At 63.1% G+C, this 23,831-nt stretch carries 27 protein-coding genes; 11 read left to right on the top strand and 16 right to left on the bottom strand.

The genetic code is table 11. From position 1 onward, the window contains the following. Window positions 1-272: 272 nt before the first annotated feature. Window positions 273-1,271 (top strand): transporter, encoded by a 999-nt coding sequence (locus tag AC1DYO_RS15810; protein WP_477264686.1) that lies wholly within the window; start codon window positions 273-275, stop codon window positions 1,269-1,271. A 17-nt stretch (window positions 1,272-1,288) separates the two neighbouring features. On the opposite strand, the gene AC1DYO_RS15815 is transcribed toward AC1DYO_RS15810, so the two are convergent. The 9 genes from AC1DYO_RS15815 to cysS form a co-directional block, all read right to left on the bottom strand. After that, window positions 1,289-1,975, bottom strand: a complete 687-nt coding sequence (locus tag AC1DYO_RS15815) for a glutathione S-transferase family protein (protein WP_477264688.1) — start codon at window positions 1,973-1,975, stop codon at window positions 1,289-1,291. Between the two features lie 11 nt (window positions 1,976-1,986). Further along, window positions 1,987-2,916 carry an EamA family transporter RarD gene (gene rarD / locus AC1DYO_RS15820; RefSeq protein WP_477264690.1) on the bottom strand — a complete coding sequence of 310 codons (930 nt, stop codon included), beginning with the start codon at window positions 2,914-2,916 and terminating at the stop codon, window positions 1,987-1,989. 136 nt (window positions 2,917-3,052) lie between these two features. Further along, window positions 3,053-4,669: a citramalate synthase gene (gene cimA / locus AC1DYO_RS15825; RefSeq protein ID WP_477264692.1), complete on the bottom strand. Its 1,617-nt coding sequence runs from the start codon at window positions 4,667-4,669 to the stop codon at window positions 3,053-3,055. Window positions 4,670-4,859: 190 nt separating this feature from the next. After that, window positions 4,860-5,816 carry a prolyl aminopeptidase gene (pip, locus tag AC1DYO_RS15830; RefSeq protein WP_477264694.1) on the bottom strand — a complete coding sequence of 319 codons (957 nt, stop codon included), beginning with the start codon at window positions 5,814-5,816 and terminating at the stop codon, window positions 4,860-4,862. Window positions 5,817-5,824: 8 nt separating this feature from the next. Next, window positions 5,825-6,301: a GFA family protein gene (locus AC1DYO_RS15835; RefSeq protein ID WP_477264696.1), complete on the bottom strand. Its 477-nt coding sequence runs from the start codon at window positions 6,299-6,301 to the stop codon at window positions 5,825-5,827. Beyond that, entirely contained in the window at window positions 6,298-6,789 is a 492-nt protein-coding gene (locus AC1DYO_RS15840; protein WP_477264698.1) for a GFA family protein, read from the bottom strand. Before AC1DYO_RS15840 ends, AC1DYO_RS15835 begins: the two co-directional genes overlap by 4 nt. 22 nt (window positions 6,790-6,811) lie before the next feature. Beyond that, a complete protein-coding gene (locus AC1DYO_RS15845; protein ID WP_477264700.1) occupies window positions 6,812-7,198 on the bottom strand; it encodes a VOC family protein in 387 nt (128 codons plus the stop codon). Continuing rightward, the gene (locus tag AC1DYO_RS15850) at window positions 7,195-7,602 is read right to left on the bottom strand and encodes an endonuclease domain-containing protein (protein ID WP_477264702.1); all 408 of its coding nucleotides are present in this window, start codon (window positions 7,600-7,602) and stop codon (window positions 7,195-7,197) included. The genes AC1DYO_RS15845 and AC1DYO_RS15850 overlap by 4 nt, the downstream gene beginning before the upstream one ends. 178 nt (window positions 7,603-7,780) lie before the next feature. After that, window positions 7,781-9,214, bottom strand: coding sequence for a cysteine--tRNA ligase (gene cysS, locus AC1DYO_RS15855; protein WP_477264704.1), 1,434 nt, complete (start codon window positions 9,212-9,214; stop codon window positions 7,781-7,783). 390 nt (window positions 9,215-9,604) lie between these two features. Here cysS and AC1DYO_RS15860 point away from each other — a divergent pair, with 390 nt between their 5' ends. Further along, window positions 9,605-9,760: a hypothetical protein gene (locus AC1DYO_RS15860; protein ID WP_112560752.1), complete on the top strand. Its 156-nt coding sequence runs from the start codon at window positions 9,605-9,607 to the stop codon at window positions 9,758-9,760. 189 nt (window positions 9,761-9,949) lie between these two features. On the opposite strand, the gene AC1DYO_RS15865 is transcribed toward AC1DYO_RS15860, so the two are convergent. Further along, window positions 9,950-10,714 carry an SOS response-associated peptidase gene (locus AC1DYO_RS15865; RefSeq protein WP_477264706.1) on the bottom strand — a complete coding sequence of 255 codons (765 nt, stop codon included), beginning with the start codon at window positions 10,712-10,714 and terminating at the stop codon, window positions 9,950-9,952. 125 nt (window positions 10,715-10,839) lie between these two features. Between AC1DYO_RS15865 and AC1DYO_RS15870 the strand changes: the two genes are divergently transcribed. The 4 genes from AC1DYO_RS15870 (at window position 10,840) to AC1DYO_RS15885 (ending at window position 13,212) form a co-directional block, all read left to right on the top strand. After that, window positions 10,840-11,265, top strand: a complete 426-nt coding sequence (locus tag AC1DYO_RS15870) for an NUDIX hydrolase (RefSeq protein ID WP_477264708.1) — start codon at window positions 10,840-10,842, stop codon at window positions 11,263-11,265. A gap of 49 nt (window positions 11,266-11,314) precedes the next feature. Next, window positions 11,315-11,692, top strand: coding sequence for a TIGR02301 family protein (locus AC1DYO_RS15875; RefSeq protein ID WP_477264710.1), 378 nt, complete (start codon window positions 11,315-11,317; stop codon window positions 11,690-11,692). A gap of 332 nt (window positions 11,693-12,024) precedes the next feature. Next, window positions 12,025-12,282 carry a hypothetical protein gene (locus AC1DYO_RS15880; protein WP_008874920.1) on the top strand — a complete coding sequence of 86 codons (258 nt, stop codon included), beginning with the start codon at window positions 12,025-12,027 and terminating at the stop codon, window positions 12,280-12,282. A 126-nt stretch (window positions 12,283-12,408) separates the two neighbouring features. Beyond that, the gene (locus AC1DYO_RS15885; protein WP_477264712.1) at window positions 12,409-13,212 is read left to right on the top strand and encodes a hypothetical protein; all 804 of its coding nucleotides are present in this window, start codon (window positions 12,409-12,411) and stop codon (window positions 13,210-13,212) included. Window positions 13,213-13,219: 7 nt separating this feature from the next. Here the strand turns inward: AC1DYO_RS15885 and AC1DYO_RS15890 are convergent, their stop codons facing one another. The 3 genes from AC1DYO_RS15890 to AC1DYO_RS15900 all read right to left on the bottom strand — a co-directional run bounded on the left by AC1DYO_RS15890 (window position 13,220) and on the right by AC1DYO_RS15900 (window position 15,635). Further along, on the bottom strand, window positions 13,220-13,957 hold the full coding sequence (locus AC1DYO_RS15890) for a nucleotidyl transferase AbiEii/AbiGii toxin family protein (protein WP_477264714.1): 738 nt from the start codon (window positions 13,955-13,957) through the stop codon (window positions 13,220-13,222). Window positions 13,958-14,021: 64 nt separating this feature from the next. After that, window positions 14,022-14,249: a hypothetical protein gene (locus AC1DYO_RS15895; RefSeq protein ID WP_181058983.1), complete on the bottom strand. Its 228-nt coding sequence runs from the start codon at window positions 14,247-14,249 to the stop codon at window positions 14,022-14,024. Between the two features lie 54 nt (window positions 14,250-14,303). Then, window positions 14,304-15,635 carry a dihydroorotase gene (locus AC1DYO_RS15900; protein ID WP_477264716.1) on the bottom strand — a complete coding sequence of 444 codons (1,332 nt, stop codon included), beginning with the start codon at window positions 15,633-15,635 and terminating at the stop codon, window positions 14,304-14,306. Window positions 15,636-15,717: 82 nt separating this feature from the next. Between AC1DYO_RS15900 and ygfZ the strand changes: the two genes are divergently transcribed. The 3 genes from ygfZ to AC1DYO_RS15915 all read left to right on the top strand — a co-directional run bounded on the left by ygfZ (window position 15,718) and on the right by AC1DYO_RS15915 (window position 19,422). Further along, window positions 15,718-16,578: a CAF17-like 4Fe-4S cluster assembly/insertion protein YgfZ gene (gene ygfZ, locus AC1DYO_RS15905; protein ID WP_477264718.1), complete on the top strand. Its 861-nt coding sequence runs from the start codon at window positions 15,718-15,720 to the stop codon at window positions 16,576-16,578. Next, on the top strand, window positions 16,578-17,216 hold the full coding sequence (locus tag AC1DYO_RS15910) for an HD domain-containing protein (protein WP_477264720.1): 639 nt from the start codon (window positions 16,578-16,580) through the stop codon (window positions 17,214-17,216). The genes ygfZ and AC1DYO_RS15910 overlap by 1 nt, the downstream gene beginning before the upstream one ends. A gap of 67 nt (window positions 17,217-17,283) precedes the next feature. Then, entirely contained in the window at window positions 17,284-19,422 is a 2,139-nt protein-coding gene (locus AC1DYO_RS15915; RefSeq protein ID WP_477264722.1) for a putative bifunctional diguanylate cyclase/phosphodiesterase, read from the top strand. Here AC1DYO_RS15915 and AC1DYO_RS15920 read toward each other — a convergent pair. Then, window positions 19,391-20,239: an AraC family transcriptional regulator gene (locus tag AC1DYO_RS15920; RefSeq protein WP_477264724.1), complete on the bottom strand. Its 849-nt coding sequence runs from the start codon at window positions 20,237-20,239 to the stop codon at window positions 19,391-19,393. The two genes, AC1DYO_RS15915 and AC1DYO_RS15920, sit on opposite strands and share 32 nt — an antisense overlap. A 91-nt stretch (window positions 20,240-20,330) precedes the next feature. Here AC1DYO_RS15920 and AC1DYO_RS15925 point away from each other — a divergent pair, with 91 nt between their 5' ends. Beyond that, window positions 20,331-21,506 (top strand): M20 aminoacylase family protein, encoded by a 1,176-nt coding sequence (locus AC1DYO_RS15925; RefSeq protein WP_477264726.1) that lies wholly within the window; start codon window positions 20,331-20,333, stop codon window positions 21,504-21,506. Window positions 21,507-21,610: 104 nt separating this feature from the next. Here AC1DYO_RS15925 and AC1DYO_RS15930 read toward each other — a convergent pair whose 3' ends face one another. Beyond that, window positions 21,611-22,528, bottom strand: a complete 918-nt coding sequence (locus tag AC1DYO_RS15930; protein WP_477264727.1) for a fatty acid desaturase family protein — start codon at window positions 22,526-22,528, stop codon at window positions 21,611-21,613. A gap of 86 nt (window positions 22,529-22,614) precedes the next feature. Between AC1DYO_RS15930 and AC1DYO_RS15935 the strand changes: the two genes are divergently transcribed. After that, entirely contained in the window at window positions 22,615-23,520 is a 906-nt protein-coding gene (locus AC1DYO_RS15935) for a LysR substrate-binding domain-containing protein (protein WP_477264729.1), read from the top strand. A 37-nt stretch (window positions 23,521-23,557) separates the two neighbouring features. Here the strand turns inward: AC1DYO_RS15935 and AC1DYO_RS15940 are convergent, their stop codons facing one another. After that, window positions 23,558-23,830: a DUF3303 domain-containing protein gene (locus AC1DYO_RS15940; protein ID WP_477264731.1), complete on the bottom strand. Its 273-nt coding sequence runs from the start codon at window positions 23,828-23,830 to the stop codon at window positions 23,558-23,560. Between the last annotated feature and the right edge of the window lies 1 nt (window position 23,831).

Genomic DNA, 23,831 nt, shown 5'->3' on the forward strand with positions numbered 1-23,831 from the left:
CCCTCTTCGCCCGCCATTAGCCGCGATGCTGCAACACCTGGATAGGCGACAGCAACAAGGCCAGCCTCGCCCAGAAGCAAAAGTCCAATGCCAGGCCGCTGCATCGCCTGCATCTTTTCCGCAAGGATCTCTGAGGCCGGACGTCGCTGATCGACAGACTGTGATCGCCTGTCAAGAAACTGTCACACGGAACCCGCCTGCCTCGTGTTACGAAAGAGGGGCCGGCATCCGCGCGTCGGCGTAGTCGAAATCTGGATCTGGCGAGGCGAGCCGTGAACATCGCTCTCAACGCGGAAGGCACTCCCCTGTCGCCTTACCTGCCCGACGAACACGGGCTGTTCTTCATCTATCATTTCACGGCCGAGGGCCTGCGCACCAAGGATGCGGCCGAGGCTGCGTGGACATGGCGCAGTTACCAGCTGTCCGACCTGCGCGCCCGCCGCGAGATCGCCGCGGAGCAGGCTTTACCTGCCCCGGTCCGCGAAGCTTTCCTCGGCGCCAGCCAGGGCTGCCACATCGATCTCGAGGATGACTGGCTCTATGGCGACCTGCCGGACCTGCGCCACGACTATTCGGCGGAGGCGCGCGGGCTCGGCCATTTCCGCTTCGCCCTCAACGAAAAAATGCTGATCGGCGCGCGCAAGCAGCCGCTGGAATCGGTTGATCTTGTCCGCAAGGCAGTGGAGAGCGGCTCGCGCAAATTCCGCTCGCCGGCCGACCTGATCGAGGCGGTCATGGGCCAGTCGCTCGACGGCATGGCGGCGGAGCTCCATGGCCTTGGCGATACGCTGGACGGCATCGAGGACCGCATCGTGCGCGATGCCTGGCACAGCGAGCGGCAGTCGCTGGTCGAGGCGCGCCGTCAGCTGGTGGTCATCCACCGGCAGATGGCGACGCTCACAAACCTGTTCCGCCATCTCGACCATTCGCATCGCAACGAGCTGCCTGACCCGATCAACGACATGGCGACAAGGCTCTCGCACCGGGCGCACACGCTCTATCACGACGGCGAGCAGTTGCAGGCGCGCACAAGGCTGCTGCAGGACGAATTGATGGCCAAGCTGACGATGCAGTCGAACCAGTTGCTCTATGTGCTGTCGGTGATGACAGCGGTGCTGTTGCCGATGACCATCATTTCGGGCCTGTTCGGCATGAATGTCGGCGGCCTGCCCATGGTCAACACGCCCATGGGCTTCTGGGTGGTTTCGGCGGTTTCGATCGTGATCGCCGCAGCGACCTACCTGTTCGTCAGGCGGCTCGGGCGCATGTAGCGCCCGCCCTGCGGATTTCACGCGGTGGCGCGAAGATCCTCGGTGACGGTGCCGGCGGCAGCGACTTCCGCTTCATGGTCCGGTTCACGCCAGGTCTCTGCGAGGCCCGCCGCATACCATTCCTGCACCGCCGGCAAGCCAAGCAATTGCGCGGGATAGCCGGCAGCCGCACCTTCGAAAGTGAGCCCATAGGACAGTACACGGAACGCCACCGGGGCAAAGAAGGCATCGACGGCGGTGAAATGGCCGCCGGCAAGGAACGGCCCGCCGAACCGGGCAAGGCCATCATTCCAGAGATCGCCCAACCGGAAGAGATCCTGCTTCAGCGCATCGGACATCGGCAACGGCTTTACACGCAAGCCGCAATTCATCGGACAGGCGCCGCGCAAGGCGGTGAAGCCCGAATGCATTTCGGCGGCGGCCGAACGCGCCCAGGACCGTGCCTTGGCCTCGACCGGCCACACACCGTGATGGCGCTCGGCGAGATACTCAGCAATAGCCAGTGAATCCCAGACCGCCCAGCCGTCATCGACCAGGCAAGGCACGCGGCCACTGGGTGAAAACGACCGGTAGAGATCAAAGCTAGACCCGGTCGGGAACGGCGTCAGCCGCTCCTCGAACGGAATATCGAGCGTTCGCATCAGCACCCATGGCCGCAGCGACCATGACGAATAGTTCTTGTTGGCGATATGCAGCACGTACATGGAAGGAGACCCTATTTCGCGGCCACGACCACCGGGCGGATTTCACGGCCACGGAACATCGACCAGGAATACATCGCCAATGCCGCCCAGATCAGCGCGAAGGCAATCGCCTGCGTGGTGCCGAAGGGCTCGTCGAAAGCAAGCACGGCGATCAGGAACACCATGGTCGGCGCGATATATTGCATGATGCCGATGGTGGAGAGGCGTAACAGCTTGGCGCCGACGGCGAACAGAAGCAGCGGCACCGCGGTGACCGGACCACAGCCGATCAGCAACGCCGTGTCGGTGCCGTTGCTGGAGATGAAATGGTCCTGGCCGGTGGCGATCAGGAAGATGATGTAGCCAAGCGCCGGCACCGACAGCAAAAGCACTTCGAGCAGAAAACCCTGGCTCGGACCGATCGGCAGCGTCTTGCGGAAAAAACCGTAGGCGGCGAAGGAAAACGCCAGCGCCAGCGACACCCAGGGCAGTTTGCCGGCATCGATGGTCAGCACCGCGACCGCGACCCCTGCCAGTGCCACGGCCGCGATCTGCAGCCGGTCGAGTTTCTCGCCGAGCACCAGTGCGCCGACAACGATGACGACAAGCGGGTTGATGTAGTAGCCGAGTGCGGTCTCGACGGTGCGGTCGACCGAGATCGCCCAGACATAGATGGCCCAGTTGACCGAAATCAGCGTCGCCGTCAGCGCCGCCATGGCGATGCTACGCGGCGAGCGGATCGCGGCTTTGAAATCGGCGGTGCGACCGGCCCATACCAGCACCGCAGCGGCAATCGGCACCGACCAGACGATGCGATGGGCGATCACCTCGATCAGCGGCAGATGCGCGACGGCCTTCATGTAGAAGGGCAACAGCCCCCACAGGAGATAGGCGCCCAGCGCCAGCAGGAAGCCGCGGCGGGCTTTGGAGTCTGCGTCGGACTGGATCGTTTCGCTGGCCATGGGCCAACGCTATGCGCCAGCGGGGTGCTCAAAACCATCCCAAATTGCTGATGGATCAATGGATTTTTTCTGATGGGTGGACGTCGAACAGCAGTTCCTCGCCCCCGCGCGGCGGGGCGAGGAAAGGGGGCCGGTCCTACTCCGCTGCCACCAGTCCCGCCATGTCGCGGTTTTTCATCAGTTTGTAGACGATGGAATCCATCAGCGCCTGGAAGGAGGCGTCGATGATGTTTTCCGACACGCCGACTGTCCACCAGCGGGCTCCGGTGCCGTCATGCGATTCGATCAGGACGCGCGTGATCGCCTCCGTGCCGCCATTGAGGATACGCACCTTGAAGTCGGCCAGTTCCATGTCGGCGATCTCGCCCTGGAACTTGCCGAGATCCTTGCGCAGCGCGATGTCGAGCGCGTTGACCGGGCCGTGGCCTTCGGCCACCGACATCTTCTCCTCGCCCTCGACCATCACCTTGACGATGGCTTCGGAGACCGTCTTCAACTGGCCGTTAGCGTCGAAGCGGCGCTCGACCATGCAGCGGAACGAGGTGACGTTGAAGAACTCCGGCAGGCCGTGCAGCATCTTGCGCGCCAAGAGCTCGAAGGAGGCATCCGCGCCTTCATAGGCGTAGCCTTCGGCCTCGCGCTCCTTGACCACCGATATCAGCGCGTCGAGACGGTGATCGTCCTTCGGCACGTCGATGCCGCGCCGCTTCAGTTCGGCGAGGAAATTGGCCTTGCCGCCCTGGTCGGAGACCATGACGCGGCGGCGGTTGCCGACGGCTTGCGGCTCGACATGCTCATAGGTCGCCGGCTCCTTGGCCAGCGCCGAGGCATGGATGCCGGCCTTGGTGGCGAAGGCCGAGGCGCCGACATAGGGCGCCTGCGCCTCCGGCGCGCGGTTGAGCAATTCGTCGAAGGCGCGGGAAAGCCGCGAGATGCCGGTCAGCGCCTCGGCCGAAATGCCCGTTTCGAACCGATCGGCGAAGGCCGGCTTCAGCGCCAGCGTCGGCACGATCGAGACCAGATTGGCGTTGCCGCAACGCTCGCCGATGCCGTTCAGTGTGCCCTGGATCTGGCGAACGCCGGCCTCGACGGCGGCCAGCGAATTCGCAACCGCCTGGCCGGTGTCGTCATGGGCATGGATGCCGAGATGGTCGCCCGGAATGCCGGCAGCAATGACCTTGTCGACAATGGCGCGCACCTCAGAGGGCTGCGTGCCGCCATTGGTGTCGCACAGCACCACCCAGCGCGCACCGGCATCGTAGGCCGTCCTGGCGCAGGCTAGCGCGTAGTCCGGATTGGCTTTGAAGCCGTCGAAGAAATGCTCGCAATCGACCATCGCCTCCTTGCCGGCAGCGATTGCTGCTTCGACGGAAGCCTTGATGGAGTCGAGGTTTTCCTCATTGGTGCAGCCGAGCGCAACGCGGACATGATAGTCCCAGCTCTTGGCGACGAAGCAGATGGCGTCGGACTTCGACTGCACCAGCGCCGCCAGACCCGGATCGTTGGACGCCGACACGCCTGCCCGCTTGGTCATGCCGAAGGCGACGAATTTTGCCTTCGCCGTGCGCTTCTGCTGGAAGAAGGCGGTGTCGGTCGGATTGGCGCCGGGATAGCCGCCCTCGACATAGTCCATGCCGAAGTCGTCGAGCAGTTTTGCAATCGCGATCTTGTCCTCGACGGAAAAGTCGATGCCCGGCGTCTGCTGGCCGTCGCGCAATGTGGTGTCGAAGAGATGGAGGCGTTGCTTTGTCATTGTTTTGTGGGCGCGCGAGCACCCCCCTCTGGCCTGCCGGCCATCTCCCCCTCAAGGGGGGAGATCGGCAGTTCGAATGCCTCACCCTTACTTGCAGCGTTGCAGGTTTGCGAAAACCTGCGCGATAGCCGATCTCCCCCCTTGAGGGGGAGATGTCCGGCAGGACAGAGGGGGGTGAGACTTGGCATCGTCATTTCCCCGCAAACCGGTCCGTTGCCCTGATCAACCGATCGAGGATCCCCGGCTCCGAATAGGCATGGCCGGCGCCTTCGATGAGGTGGAAATCCGCCTTCGGCCAGGCCTTGTGCAGTGCCCAGGCGTAATGTGCCGGACACGGCATGTCGTAGCGGCCGTGGACGATGGTGCCGGGAATGTCGCTCAGCTTATGCGCATCGCGCAGCAGCTGGCCTTCTTCCAGCCACCCGGCATGGACGAAATAGTGGTTCTCGATGCGGGCAAAAGCGATGGCGAAATCGTCCTCACCGAACTTGTCGCTGGTCTCCGGCTCCGGCAGCAGCGTGATCGTCTCACCTTCCCACAGGCTCCAGGCAAGGGCGGCTTCCAGCTGCGCCGTGCGGTCGGAGCCGACCAGCCGCTTGCGGTAGGCGGCCATCATGTCGCCGCGCTCGGCCTGCGGGATCGGCGCCTGGAAACGTTCCCATTTGTCGGGGAACATCTCGGACACGCCGAACTGATAGTACCATTCGAGTTCGGCGCGGGTCAGCGTGTAGATGCCACGCACGACGAGTTCGCTGACGCGGTCGGGATGGGTCTCGGCATAGGCAAGCGCCAGCGTCGAGCCCCAGGAGCCGCCGAACACCAGCAATTTGTCGAAGCCGCACATCTCGCGCAGGCGCTCGATATCGGCGACCAGATGCCAGGTGGTGTTGGCGTCGAGCGAGGCGTTGGGGGTCGATTTTCCGCAGCCGCGCTGGTCGAACAGGATGACATCGTAAAGTTTTGGGTCGAACAGCTGCCGATGTTTTGGCGAGAAGCCGCCGCCGGGACCGCCATGCAGGAACACGGCCGGCTTGGCGCCTTTGGTGCCGGAGCGTTCCCAATAGATCTGGTGGCCGTCGCCGACATCGAGCATGCCGGACTCGAAGGCCTCGATCTCGGGGTAAAGAGTGCGAAGTTCACTGCTCATTTCAATGCTCATATCTGCAGACCGTGCGCTGGCCAGTCCGTGGTTTCGTGGTCAGGGTGCTGGAAGGAAATGATCTGCTCCTGCCGGGTATAGAAGTCGGGATCCTGATGTATGGGCTGGTCGAAGATCGTTTCCACCCAGGGCAGCCGGACGGCGTAGTTGACCTGGATCTGCGGTGCGAGATCCGAGCGATCGTCGAAGGCGCCGATGGCGATCTCCAGCGCGCCCGGCTGGCGATAGGTCAGCGGCGTGCCGCAACGGGCGCAAAAGCCGCGATCGATGTTGACCGACGACTGGAAATAGGTCGGCTCCTCGCGCACCCATTCAACGCCGTCCTTGGGCACCGTCACCAGCGCACCAAAGAACGAGCCGAATTGTTTCTGGCACATACGGCAATGGCAGATGGACGGGCGGCCGAGCTTGCCCTTGATGCGGAAGCGCACGGCGCCGCACTGGCAGCCGCCGGTTCGAATTTCATCGGTCATGATTTTTCCTCTGGCGGCCATTGTTCGGTGTCGTGGTCGGGATGCTGGTAGGAGACGAGCTCGGCAAGATAAGGAGCCGATGACATGTCGGCCATCGTGTCCTCGCCGGGCAATTGCGGAAGGGTGTCGACATAGGGCAGCTTCGCCTCTGTGCCCCACTGGATCAGCGGCACGATTTCAGCCGGATTGTCGAATGCCCCAATGGCGAGGCCGACGCCGTCGGGCGCGGTAAAGGTCAGCGGCGTCCCGCAATTGGCGCAAAAACCACGGTCGACATGGCTGGACGAGGCGAAATATTTCGGCTCACCGCGCGTCCAGTCGAGCCTGGCGCCGCGCACCGAAACCAGCGGCGCGTAGAAGGAGCCGAACGCTTTCTGGCACATGCGGCAATGGCAGATCGAGGCATCACCCAGCGTACCTTCGACGCGAAAGCGCACCGCGCCGCACTGACAGCCGCCGGTGTAGATCGGTCGGTTGTCGAGGCTCATCGCGTCTCACTCCGTTTCATATTTATTCCGGGGCATGGCAGACGGCCTCGACATTGTTACCGTCGGGATCGAAGACGAAGGCGCCATAGTAGTTCGGATGGTAGTGCGGCCGCAGGCCCGGCCCGCCATTGTCCTTGCCGCCGGCGGCAACAGCCGCGGCATGGAAGGCATCGACCTCGGCGCGGCTACGCGCGGTGAAGGCGACGTGCTGATGGGTCCTGGGCTCGTCCGTGCCGGCCTGCAGCCAGAACACCGGCCGGTCGCGGCCATGGCCGCCGACCTTCGCGCCGCCGGTATATTCCAGCGGCACCATGTAGATCAGCGACGCGCCCAACGGCGCCATCGCCTGGTCATAAAAGGCCTTCGAAGCGTCGAAATCGGCAACGTTGATGCCAAGATGGTCGATCATGAAACTGCCTCCCTTGCTGGTTCGCGTGCCGGCATTTCGGCGCCGGCCAGGCCGGACTCGATCACGATGTGCTGGCAGACATTGTCGATATCGCGGATGACGTCGTCGTTCCAGAAGCGCAGGATGGTCCAGCCCAGCGCTTCGAGCTTTGCCGCTCTTGCCGCATCAAATGCAGAAGTTTCGGCCCTAGCGTGCTGAGAGCCGTCCAATTCGACAATCAGTTTTTTGGTCGGGCAGGCGAAGTCGACGATGTAACCGGCGATGGGCATTTGGCGGCGAAAGGCCAGCCCCATGAGCCGGTGCGCGCGTATCTCATTCCAGAGTTTTAGCTCTGCGTCTGTCATGGCTTTGCGCATCTTGCGCGCGTTGCCACGATTGACGGGAGATACGCGATAATGGTTCATCGCGAGGCACCCCCCTCTGTCCTGCCGGACATCTCCCCCTCAAGGGGGGAGATCAGCAGCTTCGATGACGGCGCACAACTTTCGACGTAGGCGATTGGCGAAAGCCCAAGTGACGTCCAATCTCCCCCCTTGAGGGGGAGATGTCCGKCAGGACAGAGGGGGGTGTCTCGCGCCGCTCTCACCGCTTGACCTCCCATGTCGTCACGCGTTCGCCCGTCACAGGGTCCTTGCCGTCCTTCAACTGCACGCCTTGCGCCAGAAGCTCGTCGCGGATGCGGTCGGCTTCGGGCCAGCTTTTCGCACCGATCAGAGCAAGGCGCTTGGCGATCGCCTTGGCGACGCTTTCCTCATCCACGTCTGCCGAAGCGACGTCGAAGCCGAGGAACAGCAGCGATGCCTTCAGCGAGGCGGCGGCTTCGTTACCCTCCGCCGCCTCGCCGGCAAGCTGCGTCAACTGCTGGAAGGCGGCGTAGGTGGCGAGATCGTCCGAAAGCGCCGCCACCACCTCTGCCGGCACCTGTCCTGCGGCCGGGGTGAGATCGGCTGCGCGCTTCCATTTGCGCAGTGTGTTTTCGGCCTCCTCCAGCTTGCGCACCGAGAAATCGATCGGCTCGCGGTAATGCGTCATCAGCATTGCCAGCCGCAGCACCTCGCCCGGCCATTTGCGGCCGCCGAAGGTCTCAGTCTCCAGCAGCTCGGCGATGGCGTAGAAATTGCCGAGGCTCTTCGACATCTTCTGGCCCTCGACCTGCAGGAAGCCATTGTGCATCCAGACATTGGCCATGACGTCGGTGCCATGCGCGCAGCGCGATTGGGCGATCTCGTTCTCGTGGTGCGGGAAGATCAAATCGAGGCCGCCGCCATGGATGTCGAAGACGTCGCCGAGATAGGCGGCCGACATGGCCGAGCACTCGATGTGCCAGCCGGGTCTGCCCCTGCCCCACGGGCTGTCCCAGCCGGGCTCTTCCGGCGACGACAGTTTCCACAGCACGAAATCGCCGGGGTTCTTCTTGTGCGCATCGACGGCGATGCGAGCGCCGGCCTGCTGTTCGTCGAGATTGCGCTTCGACAGTTCTCCGTAATCCGGCATCGAGGCGGTGTCGAACAGCACCTCGCCGGCGGCGACATAGGCATGGCCGCGCTCGATCAGGCGCTCGATGAGGGTGATCATGTCGGCCTTGCCGTCGGCGCGGCGCGCCACGAACTCGGTGGCGCGCGGCTCGACCGTCGGCGGCAAGCAACCGAGTGCGGCGACATCCCTATGGTACTGGTCGGCGGTCTTTTCCGTGACGCGGCGGATCGCCTCGTTGAGCGTCAGTTTTCCGGATGCGATCTCGGGGCCGAAATCGCGCAGCGCGCGGGCGTTAATCTTGTCGTCGACATCTGTGATGTTGCGCACATACGTAACGTGCGCCTCGCCGTAGAGGTGACGCAGCAAACGGAACAGCACGTCGAAGACGATCGCCGGCCGCGCATTGCCAATATGGGCAAAGTCGTAGACGGTCGGGCCGCAGACATACATGCGCACATTCGCAGCGTCGATCGGGACGAACACGTCCTTCGTCCGCGTTAGCGTGTTGTAGAGGCTGAGACCCTTCGATGCGTCAGACATGCGTGCCCTTCTGGTCAACTAAGTTCTGGTTAGAGCCGTCCTGTGCCAAGGCACAAATCGGGCTCCAGCCTGCTGGCCGGGGCGTTTGTCCACTCTGGGGAAAGATGAGGCGAAAACGTCCGGACCAGCGCGAGGCTAGCCAATAATGCAAATGCCACAAATGGCGAAAAACGTTTTCATGGGCGGCTTTATCGCCTTGGCCGGTGTTGCCGTCAAGTCGCAACTTCCGGCAAAAGCGTCGCTGGATCACAGGTCAAGAGGCACTGAAACATTTTATTAAACATGTCGGCACAGTCATGAAACATTCGCCGGCTAGTTCACCAGAGGTCACGATTCGGTCAGATTCGGCCGGCAAACGCAGACACGGAAATGTTACCAGGGAAGAGATTGATGTCACGAACCAAGCAGGAATCGAGCCGCGCCAAGCAACCGGCGCTTGCCAACCACTACCGTGCGATCGGCCCGGCCGCGATCGTCGCCGCCCTTCTGCACACCGCAAAGAAGAAGAAGCCGGCGCCGAAAATCACCTCGCCCCGCGCTGCCTGAGCTCTTTGTTTTTACGCAATTCCGGACGGAAACCGCTCACACTTTTCCTGGAATTGCTTAGGGCTCGCCGGCCGCCGACAAGGCGCGTGCCGGCATGGGAAGGCTGAGGTGCTTGAGAGCGCCTGAAAACAACAGCTCTTCCTATTTTGAGCAGGTTCTTCCCGAAGACTGGCTTCTTGGGATCGTGCTCTAAAACAGCGTCATTTGACTGCCGTCCGCGCCGGGCTTCTGGCGCCTGACCTTCTCGGGCTCAGGCCCGACGATGCCCATGTCCTGTATCTCCGGCCCGGTGTTGGCGACCTTGTTGACGAGGTCGGAGACCGGAATTGCCTCGAAGAAATCGGGCTGTGCGGGTCTAAGCAGATCGGCCACGTCGTGCGGTTCGAGCGTGCGGCAGTCCAGCCAGCGGGCGAAATCCTCAGGCGCGATCACCACCGGCATGCGGTCATGGATATGGGCGATGCCGGCATTGGCGTTGACGGTGAGAATGGCGCCGGTGTCCATCTCCGAGCCGCCGGGCTCGGCATAGGTCTCGATCAGCCCGGCAAAGGCGACTAGCCCGCCATGCCTCGGCCGGATCCAGTAGGGCTGGCCCTTCTTGCCGTTGCCCGATTGCTGCCACTCATAGAAGCCGGAGGCCGGCACCAATGCGCGGCGATGGCGCATCGCGGCTTTGAACGAGGCCGTCTCCGCCGCTCCTTCCGAGCGCGCATTGAACAGCAGCGGAAATTCCCTGGTGTCCTTGACCCAGGCCGGGATCAGACCCCAGCGCACCAGCATCGCCTGGCGATCCGGAAAATTCGAGCCCGGCATGCGCGGCGGTCCGGACAGCGCCATCAGCACCGGCTGCGTCGGCGCGATGTTGTAGCGGGCCGGAAAATCCTCCAGTTCCGCCAGGCCGAGCAAGGCAGCGGTCTGGTCCGGAGTGGCCGTCAGGGCAAAGCGTCCGCACATGGGCAAGCTCGATGAAATGATCCGATCGCGAAAGTGGCGATGGAACCGGCGTTGCGCAACCGCTAAAGCTGCTTGCCGCCGACCGGTCCACAAGGGTCTGGCCTCGGCGAGGCGAATCGAGATCGATGAACGAACAGCGCAAGACACTTCCCGCCGTCTCCGTCGCCGTCGTGCGCGGCACGACGGTGCTGCTGGTCAAGCGAGCGCAGCCGCCCTCGCAAGGGGTCTACGCCTTTCCCGGCGGCAAGGTCGAACCCGGCGAGACGCTGCAGGAGGCGGCGGCGCGCGAATTGCTGGAAGAGACCGGGCTGCGGGCGGAAGCCTATCGTCCGCTTCGGGATATCCACATCGACGGCAGCGGCGAGAATCACCCGGTCGACTATCTCTTGACGGTGTTCGGCGCTGTCTATGCCGGCGGCGAAGCGACGGCCAGCGACGACGCCGAGACCGCCGCCTTCTATACGCTCAACGAAATGACCGACATGCCGCTGGCGGGCGACGTGTTTGAGGTCACTGAGGAGCTTCTGGGCACAAGCGGTGCCGGTATCTGAACCCAGAGAATCGCCTTGCAGGCGACAAATTGTTTCGCCAGATAGACTTATGACCCGCGCCGCGCTCTTCCTCGCCGCATGCCTCGCCGCCAGCACGGCTTTCGCCGTGCAGCCGGCACTGGCCGCCGAGTCGCCGTTCGAGCCTGGGCTGATGCGGCTGGCCGAGGTGCTGGGATCGCTGCATTTTCTGCGCAATCTGTGCGGCGAAAAAGGCGACCAGTGGCGCACCGAGATGGAAAAGCTGATCGAATCGGAAAATCCCGATCCCGAGCGGCGCGCCCGCTTCATCGCCAGCTTCAATCGCGGCTACCGCTCCTTCGGCGGCACCTATACGCAATGCACGGCATCGGCGACCGAAGCGATCAGCCGCTACATGAAGGAAGGCGAGACGCTGTCGCGCGACATCGCCTCGCGTTACGGCAACTGACGGGCGCCGGACAGCGTCATAGCCAACACCTTTTCGAGCATCCAGCCTTGTATCCGCGGCGCCTTGATGCAATCTTGGTGTTGCACTTTGGCAACAGTATTAACGAAACGTTAGCGCGCGGATGTGGAATTAACTCAAACTGAAGGTTTTCATCCCGCTCGCCGGTCTAATCGGCTAAGTTTGAACCGGACCGAACGCTGGCGATGAAGTTTGTCAAACACGATCAAAAAAATGTCGTATTTACAAATACTTACTTAGCCTGCGTGGAGATAGGGACAGCCCAAGCCGGATCCGACACGTCGGATCGCCGCTTGAAAAGGGTGGACATCGCAATGGAACATGGCGTCAACGACATCGACGCGCTGGTCAGGGAAGAAAAGCGCCTGACCGCGGTGGAAAGCCATAGCGAGGCCTGGGCGGAAGGTCTGTCGGCCGGCATTGAGCCGGAAATCATTGCCGAGGCGGCACTTGAAACGGCGTTCGGCGAGATGCTGCGCGCTAATGGCGAGACCTCGGCCCTTGCCCTGCTCGACCGCATGCGTGAAAAGGTGATCGCCGGCGCTTTCGAGCCGGAGCGGCTGCGCCACTAGATCTGCCTGCGTCCCTCTGGGCGCAAACCGGCGCTCCGGCGCCGTGATCGGTTCTTTGACGACGGCGCGCCGTTTGGGCATCATGCCTGGCACCTGAAGGAGCCCAGGCCCAAGGAGAGGCAAGCGGTGAATTTTTCGATGTCAGGCCAGCCTCGTGGACTGGTCCTCAGCATCTGGCTTGCCGCTTCCTGCGCCGCAGTTCCGCTGGCGATTGTCCTGACCAGCAGCCCCGCCCATGCACTCAGCGAGATCAAGCGCGAGGAACTACCGGCGCCGGCTGCGCCGCCGGCCAACGGCGAGACGGCTCCGTCCGAAAATTCCGTGCCGATGCCCGATTTGCCCGGCACGACGCCGCCGGCGGCCAGCCAGCCGAAATCGCCCGCAGAACCCGAACAAAGCGAGCCGGAAGGACCGACCGACGATGGTGGCGTGGCCAACCCGCGGGCCGAACCCGATGCGCCGGTGCCTGAAGTCGTCTACGACCTTTCCAAGCTGCCGGAGCCGGTCAGGCGCATGCACGACCTGATGGTCGAAGCCTGCGTCAGCGGCGACATCGAGAAGCTGCGGCCGCTGATCGGCAAGGGCGACACCATGACCCAATTGTCGCTGGGCGAGATCGAGGGCGATCCGATCGCCTTCCTGAAGGGGCTTTCAGGCGACAAGGAAGGCCAGGAAATCCTCGCCATCATGGAAGAGGTGCTCAATGCCGGCTATGTCCATGTCGACATCGGCACGCCGCAGGAGCTCTATGTCTGGCCGTATTTCTTCGCCCTGCCGTTGGACAAGCTCAATGCCAAACAGCGGGTCGAACTGTTCAAGATCGTCACCGCCGGCGACTATGACGACATGAAGCAGTTCGGCGCCTACATCTTCTACCGCGTCGGCATCACGCCCGCCGGACAGTGGACATTCTTCGTCGCCGGGGATTGAGTCTTTCCTATTGGCCAGTGTTGGAAGGCTCCCCCCCACTACCCGCGTCTGGCCAGATGCGGATGCGTTCGTTTCGAAGAGCTGAAATCGCTTCGACTGCCGCGTCAGAATCCATTTGTAAGACCTCGGCCGCATGGCGTAGTTCGTCCTTGTCCCGCAGCCGGTTTACCACCCAAGCCACCTTGCGCTCTATATCCAGGCCATAGGCCGCCTGTGCCTTGCGAAGAGCATCGCTCGGGATTTCCTTATAGACACTAACCAGCACTCCAAGATCGATGGCATCGCGATATGCGATCGCGCGATCCTGGCACCGATCGGCATTGGCCAACAACTTCTCGGCAAACATATCCGTCGGAACCAGGGCGGATACATTCAGATCGTCGTCGAACCGGCCTTGCAGTTTGATGCGACCTTCGCGGATGACTTCGAACTTGATCGTTTGGCCTTTCAATCGCACAATCGTCCTCAAGCCATATTGATCGATCTGGAAGTCTCGAACGGCCTCAATCGGCTCGGGAAAGAAGGCCCTGACACCACGCTCGGCTGCAGAGGTCCGCAATTCGCGATAGCCATCGCTGTCGGCACACAGGAAGTCCACATCCAGTGAGCGGCGGTATTCCCCGAATTTCATGACAATAGCCGTCCCCCCGCCGAACCAACATTGGTTTACGGTCAGGAAACGCCGATCCATCAATCCGAGCACTTCGGCAATGATCTGGTGCTCGGGCCTCTTGAATTCCTTCATAACGCTCGCGCTATGTCCTGTTGATATTCTGGCTGCGAGGGAAAGATCAGGAGAAGAACCGAGTTCAGCCAGCGGTCAAAAGCACGCCATGACCGAATTTGTCTGCCAGACTTTGGATAAGCAGTTTTTCACGCATGGTAAGGCGCTTTTGATCGACAAACCGCCAATTGCGCTCGTACAGCGCAAATGCCTCTTCGGCTGGAATCGGACGTGCCACGTCGCGGTTCCAGGCTATCGCCTGAAGCTCCGGAAACTCCGCGGGGACAATCATGGGCGTGATATCTGCGTTCATAGCGCCCTTAACGTAGTGGATAGTGCTTAAAAAATCCAACGCAGTAAGAAACCGCTAAGCCGACAGCGCCTCGGAAAACTCCACTGGCCTGCCCTGCCCGGGCGTGACGATCTCGCCGTCCCACATGATGCGACGGCCGCGCACGATGGTGCCAACCGGCCAGCCGGTGACTTGCTTGCCGTCATAGGGCGTCCAGCCGGCCCTGGAGCCGGCCTGCGCATTGGTGATGGTTTCACGACGCTTCATATCGACGATGGTGAAATCGGCGTCGTAGCCGGCGGCGATACGGCCTTTCCGGGCCATGCCGAAAATGCGCTGCGGGCCGTGGCTGGACAGGTCGACGAAGCGCTGCAGGGTCAGCCGGCCGGCATTGATGTGGTCCAGCATGATCGGCACCAGCGTCTGCACCCCGGTCATCCCCGACGGTGAGGCCGGATAGGGCTTTGCCTTCTCGGCCAGCGTGTGCGGGGCGTGGTCGGAGCCGAGCACATCGACGATGCCTTGCGCAATGCCGTGCCAGACGCCGTCGCGATGGCGGGCCACCCGCACCGGCGGGTTCATCTGGATCAGCGTGCCCAGACGCGCATAGTCGGCGGCGGCGAGCGTCAGATGATGCGGCGTCGCCTCGCAGGTGGCGACATCCTTGTGCTGTTCGAGGAACAGGATTTCCTCGGCAGTCGAGATGTGCAGGACATGGATGCGGGCGCGGGTGTTTCGCGCGATGCGCACCAGCCGCTCGGTGCAGCGCAATGCCGCGATCTCGTCACGCCACACCGGGTGCGAGGACGGATCGCCCTCGATGCGTTCGCCAAGGCGCTCGCGCAGCCGGAACTCGTCTTCGGAGTGAAAGGCGGCGCGGCGGCGGGTGTTTCTCAGGATCGATGCGACGCCTTCGTCGTCCTCAACCAGCAGGTCGCCGGTGGAGGAACCCATGAACACCTTGATGCCGGCGGCACCGGGCAGCCGCTCGAGTTCGCCGACATCATTGGCGTTCTCGCGCGTGCCACCGACCCAGAAGGCGAAGTCGCAATGCATGCGGTCGGTGGCGCGCTGTATCTTGTCGGCGAGCGCCGCTTCGCTGGTGGTCAGCGGATTGGTGTTGGGCATTTCGAACACGGCGGTGACGCCGCCCAGTACAGCCGCGCGCGAGCCGCTCTCGAGATCTTCCTTGTGCTCCAGGCCCGGTTCGCGGAAATGCACCTGGCTGTCGACGACACCCGGCAGGATGTGCAGGCCGCGGCAGTCGATCGTTTCGCCGGCCGAAGCCTGGCGAAAATCCCCAATGGCCGCGATGCGGCCATCCTTGACGCCGACATCGCGGGCGCCCTCGCCGTCATGGTTGACCACCGTGCCGCCTGTCAGGATGAGGTCGAAGGTGATGGCCATGGGCGTTCGGTCTCTTGCGGGGGGAGTATCAGCGGCTTACGTAATGACCGACTGTTTTGCAAGATCAGGTTCTTTGCCGCCGATGCCCTTTGCTTCGCTAGACAACCGCGCTCTCATTGCCGTGTCAGGCCCGGATGCCGAGCATTTTTTGCAGAACATCCTCACCACCGACCTCGATACGCTGGGCGCCGCAGAGGCAAAGCCCGGCGCACTGCTTTCGCCGCAGGGCAAGATCCTGTTCGACTTCCTGATCTCGCGCAGCGGCGAGAATGGCTTCCGCTTGGAATGCCGCGTCGATGTCGCCGACGATTTCCTGCGCCGGCTGACGCTTTACAAGCTGCGCGCCAAGGTCGAGATTGCCAAGCAGGATCAATCGCTTGTGACGGTTGCGTGGGGACCCGATTCAACCGCCTCACAAACTGATTCAACTGACGTTTCCGATGCACGCTTCGGCCAGGTGAGCGTCAGGCGCAGCTATGGCAGCGCGCCGGCGGGCGGCGACCCCGCCGCGTGGCAAGCGCTCCGCATAGCCCACGGCATTGCCGAGAGCGGTTCCGACTATCAGCTCGGTGACGCCTTCCCGCATGACGTGTTGCTCGACGAGACCGGCGGCGTCGGCTTCAAGAAGGGCTGCTATGTCGGCCAGGAGGTGGTCTCGCGCATGCAGCATCGCGGCACTGCCAGACGGCGCGTGCTGATCGTTTCGGCCGACCATGCCTTGCCCGCGCCAGGCACGGAGCTGACGGTGGCAGGGCGGCCAGTCGGCACGCTCGGCTCGACTGAAGGCACGAGCGGCCTTGCCATTGCCCGCATCGACCGGGTCAAGGCGGCGCTCGACGCCGGCCAGCCGATCCTGGCGGGTGACGTCGCTGTTTCGCTCGCCATTCCCTCTTGGGCAAAGTTCAGCTTTCCCAGGGAAGCGGTCGGCGCGGAGGACGCCTGATGGCTGCCGACCGTGTCGGCGCGCCGCCGCGCGCCTGGCAGCGCATGCTGTCGGGACGACGGCTCGACCTGCTCGACCCCTCGCCGCTCGATATCGAAATCTCCGACATCGCTCATGGGCTTGCCCGCGTCGCCCGCTGGAATGGCCAGACCCGCGGCGATCACGCCTTTTCGGTTGCCCAGCATTCGCTTCTGGTCGAGGCGCTGTTTGGCGAATTGCAGCCGGACGCCCCGGCCAATGCACGGCTGGCCGCGTTGCTGCACGACGCGCCGGAATATGTCATCGGCGACATGATCTCGCCGTTCAAATCGGTGATGGGCGGCTCCTACAAGGACTGTGAGTTGAGGCTGCAGCGCGCCATCCACCAACGCTTTTCGCTGCCGGCCGAACTCGGCGTCGGCCTTCGCAAGGAGATCAAGCGCGCCGACCAGATCGCTGCTTACTACGAAGCGACACTGCTCGCCGGCTTCTCGACCGCTGAAGCAACCGAGTTCTTCGGCCGACCGCGCGGATTCAATGCCGACCGCTTCGATTTCACCCCGCGCTCGGTGACCTCGGCGCAGGCAGCGTTTCTCAAGCGCTATGCGACGATCGAAAAGCACCGCCAGGCAGCGGTTGCCGTGCGTTCGGCCGGGTGAACATACGCTAAATTAACCAGCGGGACCCACAGTACCGGGTTTCGATCACGGTCAGCAGGTACGCCTCATGTCCGTTGCGCACGTCAAGGGTGGTTCTCCCGTCCGCAGACGGGGAGCCGGAGGCGTCGCCCCGCCACGGCAGATCGCAGACGAATTGCGCCACCAGAACGAGCGCTTTTCGGCGGCCGTCGAGAACATGTCGCATGGGCTGTGCATGTTCGATGCCGACGAGCGGATGATCATCTGCAACGGCAACTATCTCAGCATCTTCTCCCTCGATGCGAAGATCGTGCGGCCCGGCATCCCGTTCCTGGATATCCTCCAGCACAGCGTCGACATCGGCGTCGCCTCGCAGAGCGCCCAAGACCTCTATGCCATCCGCAAACCCTATATCGAGCGCGCGCAAGCCTCGACCTACGAGGAAATACTGTCGGACGGCCGTATCGTTTCCATCACCCACCGGCCGCTGGCCTCGGGCGGTTGGGTGTCGATCTATGAGGACATCACGGAGCAAAGGCGGGCCGAGCAGGAACTGAAGGAGCAGCACCGCCGCTTCGATGCGGCGCTGGCCAACATGTCGCAAGGCCTGTTGATGTATGACGCGGACGGCACGCTGATCGTGCGCAACCAGCGCTTCTTCGACCTCTACAACGTCACGCCCAGAGACTTCCCGCTCGGCATGAGCCATCGCCACCTGCTCGAGCAGATGGTGCGCCTGCGCATCTATCCGTCGATAGATATTGACGGCGAGATCTCCAAGACCAGGGCCAGCCTGCAGGCCGGCGAAACGCGTTCGACAAACCGCATCCTTGCCGATGGCCGAACGTTGCTGATTGCGCGCCGGCCGCTTGCCGGCGGCGGCTGGGTGGCGACCTTCGAAGACATCACCGAGCGCCGGCGCGCCGAAGAGCGCATGAGCCACCTTGCCCATTACGACACGCTGACCGACCTGCCCAACCGCTCGATGTTCCGCGAGCGGCTCGACCAGGCGCTTGGCGAAACCGCTGCTACTCCGTTGGCGATCTTCTCGCTCGACCTCGATCGCTTCAAGGCCGTCAATGACACCTGGGGGCACCCGGCCGGCGATTGGCTTTTGAAATGCGTGGCTCAGCGGCTGCGGCACAGTTTGCGCAGCGACACCGATGTGGTCGCCCGCCTCGGCGGCGACGAGTTCGCCATCCTGCAGTTCAATCCCAAAGGTGCTGCGGACGCGGAAAAACTGGCAAAGCGCATCGTCTCCGTCGTCAGCCAGCCGTTTCGCGACAAGGGCCGCGACATGCATGTCGGCATCAGCCTCGGTATCGCTCTCTACCCCGATGACGGCAAGGACGCCGACACGCTTTTGAAGAACGCCGACATGGCGCTCTATAGGGGCAAGAGCGAAGGCCGCAACGTCTACCGTTTTTTCGATCCCGGCATGGATGCCATGGTGCGGGCGCGCCGGGCGCTCGAAACCGATCTCGAGACGGCACTGAAGCGGCAGGAATTCGTCCTGGATTTCCAGCCGATCACCAACATCGCGTCGGGCGAAATCGTCGGCGCCGAAGCCTTGATGCGGTGGAATTCGCCGACGCGCGGCCTGGTGGCGCCCGACGATTTCATCGCGGCCGCCGAAGATAGCGGGCTGATCGTCCCGCTGGGCGAATGGGCGCTGAAACAGGCCTGCAACGTGGCCGCCGGCTGGCCGCCTGGAATGCGCATCGCCGTCAACGTCTCGGCCGTGCAGATCAAAAGCGCCGACTTTGCCCGCAGCGTGATTTCGGCGCTGGCCGTTTCCGGCGTGCCGGCCAGCCGGCTCGAACTGGAGATCACCGAGACAGTGTTGATGGATGAGAGCGAGACAGTGCTGAAGACGTTGAGGCAGCTGCGCGAACTCGGCATCCGCATCGCGCTGGACGACTTCGGCACCGGCTATTCGTCGCTCGGCTATCTCAGGCGTTTTCCCGTCGACAAGATCAAGATCGACCGCTCGTTCATCCATGACATCGACAACAAAGACACCGCGGCGATCGTGCGCACGATCATCGGTCTTGGCGCCGAGCTCGGCATCACCGTCACCGCTGAAGGCGTGGAGACTGAAGCGCAGCTCGACATATTGCGCAAGGCAGGCTGCGTCGAGGCGCAGGGCTTTCTGATCGGCGTGCCGTCAAAGGCGGCTGACATGGCTCGGCTGCTCAATACGAGGGCAGCGTCCCGGCGCGCCTGAACATGCCCGGTGTCATTCCATGCGCGGCGCGGAAGGTGCGTGAGAGATGGCTCTGATCGGAGAAGCCGGCCGCAAAGGCTGCATCGGCGAGGTTTGAGCCTTGGCGGATCAGGAGATCGGCGCGACGCAGCCTGCGGTCGCGGATAAAGGCAGCGGGGGTGAGACCCAGCACTTTCTTGAAATCCCGGATGACCTGAAAGCGTGTCACGCCTGCGGCTTCGGCCAGCCGATGCAGGTCGAGGTCCGAAGTCAGCCTGTCCTCGATGAGCTGTTCATAGACCCGGAACCTGTTTTTCGATCCGAAGCTTTCGACCGCCTCGCGCCGCCTGCCGCCCCAATCGCCATGGCGCAGGATGAGCTTGCGCAAGGCGATGAGCATGGATGTCTCGGCACTTGTGACATCGCCTGATGTCGAGCTTTGGTGTGCCGCGGCCACCGCCTGGACGAGGTCGGCATCATCGACGATCGTTTGTGAAAACAGTGGCGCACCATCCTGCCCGAGTTCGCCGGCGATCGCGGCCATGAGCGGGACCGAGGGATAAAAGGTGCTGTAGGCCCAACCCTGCTCGGCACCCGCCTCGCCATCATGCCATATCTCCGGATTGACGAGGAGGACCGTGCCCGTCGGGGCGACGACGGTCTCGTTGCCGATGCGGACACGCTCGCACCCATGCGTGATCAGGGCGACGACATAGGTCGGGTGGGTGTGCAACTGGTAGCGATGCCGGGTGAAGCGCGCCTTGAGCATGCCAAGATCGCGAAAGCGCGGATGACGCCAGAACTGCGTTGTCTCCTGCGGCTCCTGAATTCCCGACACGGTCAATCCTGTTCAAGACGCTGCCGGCGCAAACCCTTTAGGTGCTGGCATCGACAAGGCCGAATTTACGACGGCCGGCAAGGAGAGCGCAATGCTGCACAACGACCCCGTCGCCGCCCTCACCCCGCAGGTGGTGGAATGGCGGCATCACATCCATGCCAATCCCGAGCTTGGTTTCAGCGAGTATGAGACCGCGCGCTTCGTCGCCGAAAAGCTGCGCGCCTTCGGGCTGGACGAAATCCATGAAAGCATGGGCGGCACCGGTGTCGTCGGTGTCCTCAGGGGACAGCCAGGGGAGCGCGCGATCGGGCTTCGAGCCGAACTCGATGCCTTGCCTGTGCTGGAGAAGACGGGATTGCCCTACGCGTCGCAAAAGGACGGCGTGATGCATGCCTGCGGCCATGACGGCCACACCGCGATGCTGCTCGGCGCCGCCAAGCTGCTCGCCGATAGCAGAGCCTTCGACGGCACCGTCTATTTCATCTTCCAGCCTGCCGAGGAGAACGAGGGCGGCAGCATGCGGATGATCAAGGACCGGCTTTTCGAGCGCTTCCCGGTCGAAGCCGTTTACGCCGTCCACAACTGGCCGGGGCTGCCGCTTGGAACGATCGCGGTACGTGCCGGTGCGATGATGGCGGCGGTCGACACTTTCGAGTTGAGCTTCGAGGGAACCGGCGCGCATGCCGCCATGCCGCAGCTGGGCGACGACCCGGTGCTCGCGGCCAGCGCCTTCGTCCAGACCGCGCAGCGCATCGTCAGCCGCTCGGTCGATCCGCAGACGGCGCTGGTCGTTTCGATCACGCAGATCCATGGCGGCAATGTCGGCAATATCGTGCCCGGCAAGGTCTGGCTGCAAGGCACCTGCCGTTTCTTCGAGCCCACTCTGTCCGATCATTGCGAAAGACTGATCGGCGATATAGCCGACGGTATCGCCTCGGCGCATGGCCTAACCTGCAAGCTCGCCTATCAAAAAGGCTATCCGCCGCTGGTCAACACGTCAGTCGCGACAGAACAGGCCGTCGATGCTGCCACCGCTGTCGTCGGCCGCGAACAGGTCGAGACCGCATTCAACCCGAGCCTCGGCTGCGAGGATTTTGCCTATATGGTCCGCGAAGCCGGCGGCTGCTACGCGTGGATCGGCGCCGGCGCGGTCGGGCCGGGCGAAGGGCTGCACGGCGATCGCTATGTCTTCAACGATGCCATCGTTCCCACCGTGCTCCGCTATTTCGTCACCCTCGTCGAGCAGACGCTGGCGAGGCCAGACTGAGCGCCGCCGATAGAGCGGTTCACTGTTTCACACTGAACCGCCCTATCTCCTTGTTTTAACGCAATTCCGGACGGAAAACCGTTCACACTTTTCCTGGAATTGCTTTAGCGCAGCGTCTCGATGTATTTTTCGTTGAAGCTGACATAGCCGGGCTCGACCACTTTGAGATGGCGCTCGATCAGCTGGTGGAACGCCGGCAATTGATGGAACGGCACGCCGGGATAGGCGTGGTGCTCGGCGTGGTACGGCATGTTCCAGGCGACCTTGCGCACCAGCCAGTTGGTCAGTGTGGTGCGGGTGTTTTCCAGCATGTTGGCGACGAGCGGGCAGCTGCCATGTTCGGCCAGCAGATAGAGCCTGAGGAAGGGCTGGCCGAGCAGCGCCGGCACGACCCAGACATAGAGCAGCACCGTCGCCTTGAACCAGAGCGCTAGCGCGGCGACTACGACGTAGAAGGCGATCATGGCGCGGGCTTCGGTCCGCACCTTGGGCAGACCCTTTGGCGGCACGTAGCTGTCGCGGCAGCCGCCGGTCGCGTTGGTGTAGAGCGTCCGCAAATGCCCCCACCACACCGGCAGGCCCGAGACGTGGACAATGTATTGCCGCATCGTCTCAGGTTTCGGAAAGGCGAGCTCGGGATCGTTCTCGGGATCCTGGGTGAAGCGGTGATGGGCGAAATGGAAATAGCGGAACCAGTCCGCCGGCAGCGCAATCGCCAGGCTGCAGACCCTTGCCACGGCATCGTTGAGCCACTGCGTCTCGAAGGCCGTCCTGTGCACCGTCTCATGCAGCAGGGTGAACAGGAAGACGATGAGGATGCCTTGCGGCAGCATCAGCACTGGCCAGTATGGCACCTTGGCCGCAATCAGCGCGCCGATAACGATGATCCCGCCGAGATGGAAGGTTAGTTGGATCAGTCCCGGCCCGTCCGATTTGCCCGTCAGGCGGCTGCGCTGCTCATTGGTCAGCGACGCGATCACGTCGCGATGGTCTCTGGGTTCGGTCTGGGCTGATACGGTCATGGCGCCACGCTACTCCAACAAGAAACCTTTCGAAAAACGAGGATTTCTATAAAATAGATAAGCTGAACTTATTTATCAGGGTACCAATGGCTGCACTTCCATCCCTAAGAGGACTTCAAGCCTTCGAGGCAGCTGCCCGCTCCGGGAGCTTTGCCGCGGCGGCGGAAGAGCTATCGATTTCGGCGGCCGCCGTCAGCCAGCTCATCCGCACGGTCGAAGAGCAGATGGGCCGCAAGCTGTTCTATCGCGTCAACCGCCGCGTCGTGCTGACCGAAGCCGGCGTCGAGATGCTGCCGAGGCTGACCTTGGCCTTCCAGGAGATCGGCAGCATCGCGCGCGGCGGCGATGCCTTCCGCCCGCGCCTTGTCATATCGGTGCCACCGTCCATGGCGATGGGCTGGCTCTCGGAACGTCTGGCCGGCTTTGTCGCCAGCCACGGCGCCGTCGACATCTCTTTGCGCGGCGATGACGATCCGGTGCCGTTCGACCGCGAACTGATCGACATCAGGCTGTCCTTTGGACCGCACTATCGCGAACACCCGACCGAGGACATCGTCAGGGATGCCGTCTATCCCGTCTGCGCGCCTGGGCTTGCGGCAACGATCAAACCCGAAAGCTTGGTCCGCACGCCGCTGATCCACACCGACTGGGGACCGACCGGCGCGTCGTTTCCGTCGTGGCGCAACTGGTTCGAGGTCGCCGGCATCGAGCCCGGCCGGGCAGTCCATCGCGGCCTGTCGGCGAACTCGTCGCGGGCAGCGCTCGACCTGGCAATTTCAGGGTTGGGCGTGGCGCTGGCGCAAGGCATCTACTGCGCCCAAGCGCTGGAAGACGGCCGGCTGGTCCGGGCGAACGCCCTATCGATCGCGCTGCGCCAACCCTATTGCCTGACGATCCCGGAGCGCAGCGCAAGGCGCGACGTGGTGGCGGCATTTCGCGATTGGCTGATCGAGGAATGCCGGCGGTCGGTGGGTTCGCCGGCTCTGCTATGATGGCCTGCGGCGCTCAGAGATGGGCGAATGCCCCCACTCAGAGATGGCTGGCCAATGCGGCCACCATGTCCTTGTTCGTCGCCACGGGAATGATCTCGAACTCCACCAGATCAGACCATTCGATGACCCAGCGCTGTAGCAGCGTGACATCATCGGCTTCGACAAGCAGGAAGCAGCGGCTCATATCAGCCGCGATCCAGGAGTGGTGCACGACTAACTCGTCCGGCTTCAGTCGGCCCCGCTCGCCGAAGCGGCGATAGATCTCCTTGCGATTGCAGCCGGTGAAATCCTCAATGACGATGAACTGCATT

It is taken from the genome of Mesorhizobium sp. P2_F5 (assembly GCF_056403715.1).

Coding starts and splice junctions, on each gene's coding strand:
- AC1DYO_RS15865 (WP_477264706.1), bottom strand. CDS start 10,714: ATGTGCGGACGCTTTGCCCTGACGGCCACTCCGGACCAGACCGCTGCC.
- AC1DYO_RS15935 (WP_477264729.1), top strand. CDS start 22,615: ATGGCTGCACTTCCATCCCTAAGAGGACTTCAAGCCTTCGAGGCAGCT.
- AC1DYO_RS15875 (WP_477264710.1), top strand. CDS start 11,315: ATGACCCGCGCCGCGCTCTTCCTCGCCGCATGCCTCGCCGCCAGCACG.
- AC1DYO_RS15870 (WP_477264708.1), top strand. CDS start 10,840: ATGAACGAACAGCGCAAGACACTTCCCGCCGTCTCCGTCGCCGTCGTG.
- AC1DYO_RS15850 (WP_477264702.1), bottom strand. CDS start 7,602: ATGAACCATTATCGCGTATCTCCCGTCAATCGTGGCAACGCGCGCAAG.
- ygfZ (WP_477264718.1), top strand. CDS start 15,718: ATGCCCTTTGCTTCGCTAGACAACCGCGCTCTCATTGCCGTGTCAGGC.
- AC1DYO_RS15880 (WP_008874920.1), top strand. CDS start 12,025: ATGGAACATGGCGTCAACGACATCGACGCGCTGGTCAGGGAAGAAAAG.
- AC1DYO_RS15835 (WP_477264696.1), bottom strand. CDS start 6,301: ATGACCGATGAAATTCGAACCGGCGGCTGCCAGTGCGGCGCCGTGCGC.
- cysS (WP_477264704.1), bottom strand. CDS start 9,214: ATGTCTGACGCATCGAAGGGTCTCAGCCTCTACAACACGCTAACGCGG.
- AC1DYO_RS15930 (WP_477264727.1), bottom strand. CDS start 22,528: ATGACCGTATCAGCCCAGACCGAACCCAGAGACCATCGCGACGTGATC.
- AC1DYO_RS15910 (WP_477264720.1), top strand. CDS start 16,578: ATGGCTGCCGACCGTGTCGGCGCGCCGCCGCGCGCCTGGCAGCGCATG.
- cimA (WP_477264692.1), bottom strand. CDS start 4,669: ATGACAAAGCAACGCCTCCATCTCTTCGACACCACATTGCGCGACGGC.
- AC1DYO_RS15890 (WP_477264714.1), bottom strand. CDS start 13,957: ATGAAGGAATTCAAGAGGCCCGAGCACCAGATCATTGCCGAAGTGCTC.
- AC1DYO_RS15915 (WP_477264722.1), top strand. CDS start 17,284: ATGTCCGTTGCGCACGTCAAGGGTGGTTCTCCCGTCCGCAGACGGGGA.
- AC1DYO_RS15925 (WP_477264726.1), top strand. CDS start 20,331: ATGCTGCACAACGACCCCGTCGCCGCCCTCACCCCGCAGGTGGTGGAA.
- AC1DYO_RS15860 (WP_112560752.1), top strand. CDS start 9,605: ATGTCACGAACCAAGCAGGAATCGAGCCGCGCCAAGCAACCGGCGCTT.
- AC1DYO_RS15840 (WP_477264698.1), bottom strand. CDS start 6,789: ATGAGCCTCGACAACCGACCGATCTACACCGGCGGCTGTCAGTGCGGC.
- rarD (WP_477264690.1), bottom strand. CDS start 2,916: ATGGCCAGCGAAACGATCCAGTCCGACGCAGACTCCAAAGCCCGCCGC.
- pip (WP_477264694.1), bottom strand. CDS start 5,816: ATGAGCAGTGAACTTCGCACTCTTTACCCCGAGATCGAGGCCTTCGAG.
- AC1DYO_RS15845 (WP_477264700.1), bottom strand. CDS start 7,198: ATGATCGACCATCTTGGCATCAACGTTGCCGATTTCGACGCTTCGAAG.
- AC1DYO_RS15815 (WP_477264688.1), bottom strand. CDS start 1,975: ATGTACGTGCTGCATATCGCCAACAAGAACTATTCGTCATGGTCGCTG.
- AC1DYO_RS15895 (WP_181058983.1), bottom strand. CDS start 14,249: ATGAACGCAGATATCACGCCCATGATTGTCCCCGCGGAGTTTCCGGAG.
- AC1DYO_RS15900 (WP_477264716.1), bottom strand. CDS start 15,635: ATGGCCATCACCTTCGACCTCATCCTGACAGGCGGCACGGTGGTCAAC.
- AC1DYO_RS15940 (WP_477264731.1), bottom strand. CDS start 23,830: ATGCAGTTCATCGTCATTGAGGATTTCACCGGCTGCAATCGCAAGGAG.